Genomic DNA, 6156 nt, shown 5'->3' with positions numbered 1-6156 from the left:
GCCAAGGAAATGGCCCACAAGGCTTCACTCTCCCCGGTGGCGCTGCTGCGCATGTGGATGGTGGAGCTTTCGGTCAAGAGCGGCACCATGAACTACAGCCTTTCCGGCATGCAGACCAGCTACGGCCGGGGGCTCGACATGGAGTCGGCCCGGGCCTCCTACAGCATGGAGGTGGCCGAACGCGTGTCGTCGTACGCCAGCATGGGCGCGCGCGGCGTCATGGGGCTCGCCTACGACTGCCCCATCACGCGCGGCAGCCATGCCGAGGTTTCGGCCACCGGCCGCGCCCTGGACATGGACCGCGTGCGCCTGGAGGTTCCCTACACCGGACAGGTCATCCACTGGATGCCCGCGCAGGAGCGTTTCGAGGGCGGCTTGCGCCCTTGCCTGGTGCCGGTGCAGTTCGTGTATCTCTTCGCCAACCTGGAGGAGCAGAGCCTGTTCAGCGCCCTGGGCTCCACCGGGCTCGCCTCCGGCAACACCATGGCCGAGGCCAAGGTGCATGCGCTCGGCGAGGTCATCGAGCGCGACGCCGAGGCGGTGACGCCCTTCGACCTTTCGCGCTGCTTCCGCCTGGAGGCGGCCGACGAACGCGTGGCCAAGCTCTTGCGCGACTATGAAGACTGCAACATGCACGTGTGGTTCATGGACTGCACGCCGGAGTTCGGGGTGCCCTGTTACAAGGCCATCGTCACGGGCCGCCACGGCGACGTGAACAAGGGCATGGGCGCCGGGCTTTCCGGCCCGCGCGCGGCCATTTCGGCCATGACGGAGATTCCCTACCCCTTCCCCGGCCCGGCCACGCAGAAGGCCCCGGAAGGCCTGCCCGTGCGCAAGCTGGAAGAGCTGCCCGACTTCGCAACCGGCAGCGCCGAAGGCGACCTCATGGTGCTGGAGGAAACCCTCATGGCCAACGGCTATCCCCCGGTCTACGCGGACTTGACGCGCAAGGACCTGGGCATCCCGGCCGTGCGGGCCATCGTGCCGGGCCTGGAGTGGGTGTCGGACTTCGACCGCTTCTCGCGCCTTCCGCCGCGCCTGTACGCCAACTACCTGCGGCAGTTCGGCGCGCTGTAGGCGATTTCCCGCGCATCCGCGCGGGTTCGCGTTGACGCTTGGCCGCTCCGCCATGTAGGACTGTGGCCGGTTGCCCGGGTGGCGAAACTGGCAGACGCAAGGGACTTAAAATCCCTCGTCCTTCGGGGCATGCGGGTTCAATCCCCGCCCTGGGCACCAATTGCAAACAAAAGGCCCCGCTGCGAACGATGAAGTTCGCGGCGGGGCCTTTTTCGCAGGCCGCCACGCTGCGGCACCCCCTCTTGCTCGACAGGCCCATGCGGAGTACCGTTTAAAAGCTGTGAGCTTGACCGCGCTGAAGCATTCCAACACGAGAGGAACACCATGGACGACTCGCTGCAATCACTCGACCAGGTGCGGGCCTCGGCCATCGACATGGCCGTGCGCTTCGGGCCGAAGCTCTTCGTTGCGGTGCTGATCCTCGCCGCGGGCTACGTGGCCGGAAGCTGGATCGGCCGCCTGCTGGACCGCCTGCTGGCGAAGTTGACCCTGGAGCCGCCGGTGCGTTCGCTTTTGGTGCGCATCGCCCGCGCCCTGGTCCTGGTCCTCTTCGCCATCATGGCGCTGCAGAACCTCGGGGTCGAACTGCTGCCGCTCATCGCCGGACTGGGCGTGGCCGGAGCCGGCGTCGCCCTGGCCATGCAGGGCATTCTGGGCAACGTGGCCGCGGGGCTGACCATCATCTTCACCCAGCCCTTCCACGTGGGCGACTACATCTCCATCGCCAAGGAAGAGGGCGAGATCCTGGACATCAGCATCTTCAGCACCACTCTGGGCCATTCGGACCGCTCCAAGGTCGTCATTCCCAATCGCAAGATCGTGGGCGAAATACTGCACAATTATGGCCGCATACGCCAGCTCGCCATCTCCGTCGGGGTCTCCTACCAGACGGACGTCAACGCGGCACTGGGCATCATCGAAACCCTGCTGAACGCCAATCCACGCGTGCTGCGGGACCCAGCCCCGGTCTTCGGCGTGACGCAGCTTGCGGAATCCAGCGTCACCATCAGCGTCACGCCTTGGGTTGCCGTGCCGGACTATGGCCCGGCCGGGGCAGAACTCAACCAGGCCATCCTGGAGACCTTCCGGACGCAAGGCATTGCCATGCCCTTCCCCCAGCGCGAGGTGCGGATGCTCTCCTGACACAGAAAAGGCTTCTGCTACCCAGGCCCCGCTGACGGAAACCACTCCGCGGCGGGGTTTTTTGCGCCCACATGGGCGCTTGTCATCCGGGGTTGGCATTGATAAAATATTGAATCGGTTCTGCCTGACCATCGGGACCACGCAACGTATTCATCCAAGATTGCAAGGAATCCCGTATGTGCGCCCTATGGAGCAAAGCCAAGGCAGAAGAAACCGCTGCAGAGCGCAACAGAAGGCTCGTGCGCTCGGTGCTGAGCGACATCCTCGACCAGCGCGCCAAATTGCGTCTCACCTTCGACTCCCGCATCACCAGCTTGCGCGAGCTTTCCGGCGCGCTCACCGGCGCGAACGCCAGCGGGCTGACCGTAGAGATCTCAGCCCTCAAGAGCGCCTCCGCCTCCTGGGTGGGCATGTCAGTGTCCTGCTATTTTCGCGTGCGCGACAGAGAAAACCCGGCCTTCTCCCACTTCTACACCTTTGCCAGCAGGATAGAATCAACCCAGGTGGCTCCGAACGGCCTGGTGCTCTTCACGCTCTCCCAGCCGCAGACCGTAGAGCACGCGCAGCAGCGCCGCAGCGTGCGCGTGTCGGCTGACCAGAACCGGATTCCCGCCCTGGTGGTCTGGCGAGAGCTCTCGCCGGGTGCGAACGTGTCCGGCACGCCGCCGCTGTTCCGCAACGAGGACAGGGCGCAGGGCAAGCTGCGTGTGGACAACATCTCCACCTGCGGACTGCGGCTCATCGTGCAGAACGCGGCCCTGAGCGAAATCGGCCTGAAGCCGACGGTGGGCGAAAGCTATTCCTTCTACTTCAAGACCGTGGAGGCCCAGGAGGACATGGAAAAAACCTTCCTGGTGAACGCCGTGCTGCGCAACCTCTTCTACGACCCCCAGGCCGGTGAGACGGCGCTCGGCTTCGAGTTCACGGCCGAGGGCGCGCTGAACAAGGACAAACGGCTGGTCTGGACGCCGCTGAGAGCCAGCGAGGCCACGGGCCTGAACGCCTTCATCTTCAAGTGGAACCTGCTGGATTTCTACAAGGAGAAGCGCGTGGACGAGGGCGTGCTGGGCTAAAAGCTCCAGCGGCAGCCCAGCTCCAGGCTGTGGGCCTGGAAGCGGTCGCGCACGGTGCCGGAATAGCGCGCGTAGCGCGTAAAGCCCTCTGCGCCGCCTTCCGTCAGCCCGGCGCGCACAAGCAGGCTGTCGCGCGGGGTGTCGTCTCCATAAGTCTGGAAACTCTGGGCATACCCGCTGAATGACGAGCGCATGACCCGGCTGTCCAGCGGGGTTTCGCGCTGCCAGCCAAGCGCGGCTTCAAAAACCAGCACGTCCCGCCCGGTCAGCTCCAAGCGTCGGCCCAGGGCCAGTTCCGCACCGGTGCGCAGCGTTTGCGCCTTGGCCGCCCGCACCTCCAGGTCCAGATCACCCGCGCCGTTTTCCGAGAAGGCGTTCTGCCGGTGCAGGCCATAGGCCAGCTCCAGCGCCGGCGTCAGGCTCCAGCCGTCTTCCGTCAGCGCCATGCGCCTGCCCGCGCGCAAGCGGGCGGCCATTCCCTCTCCGCTTTGGCTGGAGCGCGCCACGCGGTCCGTCACGGCCGTCAGAATGCGCCGCCTGGCTTCGGTGAAGGCCGCATCCACGGTGACGTCGCCGTTGGCGAAATATTCACCTCCGGTCCAGAAGCCGTAGCCCGAAAGGCTCGCGGTATTGGTGACGCCGTCGCCGCCGTCCTGTTCCCAGTCCAGGTGCGTGCGGGCGAAGCCCACGCCCAGGCCCAGCACCAGCCCCGGCCCCGCGCTCCTGTCCGCCCCGGCGTGCACTGCCGCGGTCACGGCCGAATACGGCGTTTGGCCCTTGGCGTTGTCGCGCACGTATTCGCCCGTGCCGCGCAGCCACAGGCCCCACTCGCCCCACCGTGCCTGGCGTTGGCCCCGGCCCGGCAGCACCCCGGCCAGTTCTTCCAGTCCGCCGGAAAAGGCCAGCAAAACGGGTTCGCCGTTTGTGGAGCCCTCAGGGGCTGCGGCATCAAGGCCAAGGGCCAGGCTTGCGGCGCGGGCGTCGAAGGAGGCCGCTTGCAGGACGCCGGTGCGCACGTTCACGCTGTTCAGGGCGTCGAACTGCGCCGGGGAGAAGCGGCCCATGGCCTGGGCCACGCTGGCGGAGCCGCCGGTGAAGGCCAGGGTGTCCAGGGCGTTGTAAATGCCCTCCAGGTCGCCGCCCGCGCGCGGAGCCACTCCGTCCATGTATGCGCCCATGCGCGCCCCGGCCTTTGAGCCGGACGCCGCGTATTTGTACGACAACACAGGAGCGCCGCCCAGCGCCTGGGCGTTGGCGTAGCTCGACGCGGGCAGCCAGGGATCGGCGGCGATTCCCGCCGAGGGGGGCTTGCTGGCCATGGCCCGGTTCTGCAAGCCTCCGCCCTCGCCCCAGCCCGCTATGGGGGCGGCGATGCCCGTGTACAGGGCGTAGCCCGTGGGCACGATGACCTGGACCATGTTGGTGGGCAAGGCGGGCAGGGCGAATTTGGCGCGTATCTGCTCAGGCGTCAGGCCGCGTATCTCGCTGGCGCGCATCATCCAGGAGCCGATGGCGTTTGAGGGATTCGTCGGGTCCGTGGGGTTGTAGAAACGCACGAACTGCTGGGTCTGGGTCAGGCGGATCAAGGTGACGCTGGTAGCGGAGTCAAAAGGCGGAATGCCGCCCAGAACCGTGTTGATGGCGGCCGGGGAATACACGCCGCCAGGGTTGGCCGTGTCGCCCACGTAGACGCCCACCGGCTGGGCGAGCGTGGCCCAATCCAGAGCCCTGGCCGAAGAAGCCCCCAGCAGCAGGACAAAGAGAACCTGGACCCAGGCGAGCAGATGCGCCGGGCGCAGGCCACGGGGGGCGGAACGGCGCACGGGAACCTCCGTCGGGCGCGGACTTGTCCGCCTCTCAAAACACGCATACGATGCCCGAGTCAACAGACCGGGGAATTTTACCCGGCCGGCACAACGGGTGGAACCATGCGGCAAGGCGGGATGAAATCGGCACCGGCACGGCGCGGGGCCGGGGAACTGTGGGCTTCGGGCATCCTCGTGGCGGGGCTGTCCCTCGCCGCCTGGCTCTACATCGCCGATCCCCTGGCCCAGGAAAAGGGGCCCGGCAGATACGAGCTTGAACTCGGCGGCACGCAAGCCACGTCGGAGTGGGATTCCCGCGCCTACCGGCGCAGCCTGGAATATTTCTCGGGCAAACAGGGCATATTCTTCGCGGAAGTGCGGGAGTGGTTTGGCGGTATCTTCCAGGGCGCGCCCCTGGCCATCATCGTGGCGGGCCTGACCCTGGCCGGGGCGGCCATCACCCTGCACTCCACTCGGGGCAAGGAATAGCCGGGCCTGATCCGGTGCTTACAGCTTCCGGGCCAAAAAATCCGCATAGGCCGCGCGCAGACCATCCTCCAGACTCATGTGCTGCCGCCAGCCGGTGCCACGCAGAAGTGAGACGTCCAGCAGCTTTTGCGGTGCGCCGTCGGGCTTGCTCGCGTCGAACACGATTCCCCCCGCGAAGCCCGTCACCTCCTTCACCAGTTCCGCCAGCTCGCGGATGCTCAGGTCTTCCCCGCTGCCGATGTTCACCAGGGGCGGGGCGAAGCGTTCAGGGTCCGTGCCGTTATCACCCAGGAGCGCGCCATAGGCGTCTTCCGGCAGGCGCAGCAGGTGCAGGCAGGCCTGGGCCATGTCGTCGCTGTACAGGAACTCGCGCCGGGGAGAGCCCGTGCCCCAGATGGTCACAGTGGCGTCGCCGCGCTCTTTGGCCTCGTGGAAGCGGCGGATGAGCGCCGGGATCACGTGGCTGTCCGTGGGGTGATAGTTGTCGCCCGGGCCGTAAAGATTGGTGGGCATGACGGCCAGCGAGCGCGTGCCGTGCTGCCGGTTGTAGCTCCAGCACAGCTCGATGC

At 66.7% G+C, this 6156-nt stretch carries 6 protein-coding genes and 1 tRNA gene; 5 read left to right on the top strand and 2 right to left on the bottom strand.

The annotated features are described in order from the left end of the window. From VN419_RS09515 to VN419_RS09500, 4 genes are all read left to right on the top strand, one after another. A partial coding sequence (locus VN419_RS09515; RefSeq protein ID WP_325646870.1) for a YcaO-like family protein occupies positions 1–1077 on the top strand: 1077 nt, incomplete at its 5' end. A 72-nt stretch (positions 1078–1149) separates the two neighbouring features. Then, positions 1150–1236: transfer RNA gene (locus tag VN419_RS09510), tRNA-Leu, on the top strand. 165 nt (positions 1237–1401) lie between these two features. After that, positions 1402–2220 carry a mechanosensitive ion channel family protein gene (locus VN419_RS09505; RefSeq protein ID WP_325646868.1) on the top strand — a complete coding sequence of 273 codons (819 nt, stop codon included), beginning with the start codon at positions 1402–1404 and terminating at the stop codon, positions 2218–2220. A gap of 239 nt (positions 2221–2459) precedes the next feature. Beyond that, entirely contained in the window at positions 2460–3293 is an 834-nt protein-coding gene (locus VN419_RS09500; protein WP_325646866.1) for a hypothetical protein, read from the top strand. Here VN419_RS09500 and VN419_RS09495 read toward each other — a convergent pair. Then, positions 3290–5116, bottom strand: coding sequence for an autotransporter outer membrane beta-barrel domain-containing protein (locus VN419_RS09495; RefSeq protein WP_325646864.1), 1827 nt, complete (start codon positions 5114–5116; stop codon positions 3290–3292). The genes VN419_RS09500 and VN419_RS09495 overlap by 4 nt on opposite strands. A 120-nt stretch (positions 5117–5236) precedes the next feature. On the opposite strand from VN419_RS09495, the gene VN419_RS09490 reads away from it, so the two are divergent. Then, positions 5237–5587, top strand: coding sequence for a hypothetical protein (locus tag VN419_RS09490; RefSeq protein WP_325646862.1), 351 nt, complete (start codon positions 5237–5239; stop codon positions 5585–5587). An 18-nt stretch (positions 5588–5605) separates the two neighbouring features. Here the strand turns inward: VN419_RS09490 and VN419_RS09485 are convergent. Beyond that, positions 5606–6156, bottom strand: a 551-nt coding sequence (locus tag VN419_RS09485; RefSeq protein ID WP_325646860.1) for an NAD-dependent epimerase/dehydratase family protein, incomplete at its 5' end; no start/stop codon positions are given.

This window comes from Humidesulfovibrio sp., from assembly GCF_035560995.1.
Taxonomy (GTDB): Bacteria; Desulfobacterota; Desulfovibrionia; order Desulfovibrionales; family Desulfovibrionaceae; genus Humidesulfovibrio.
Note: the sequence above shows the minus strand (reverse complement) of the source record. Positions and strands in the feature narration are given on the sequence as shown.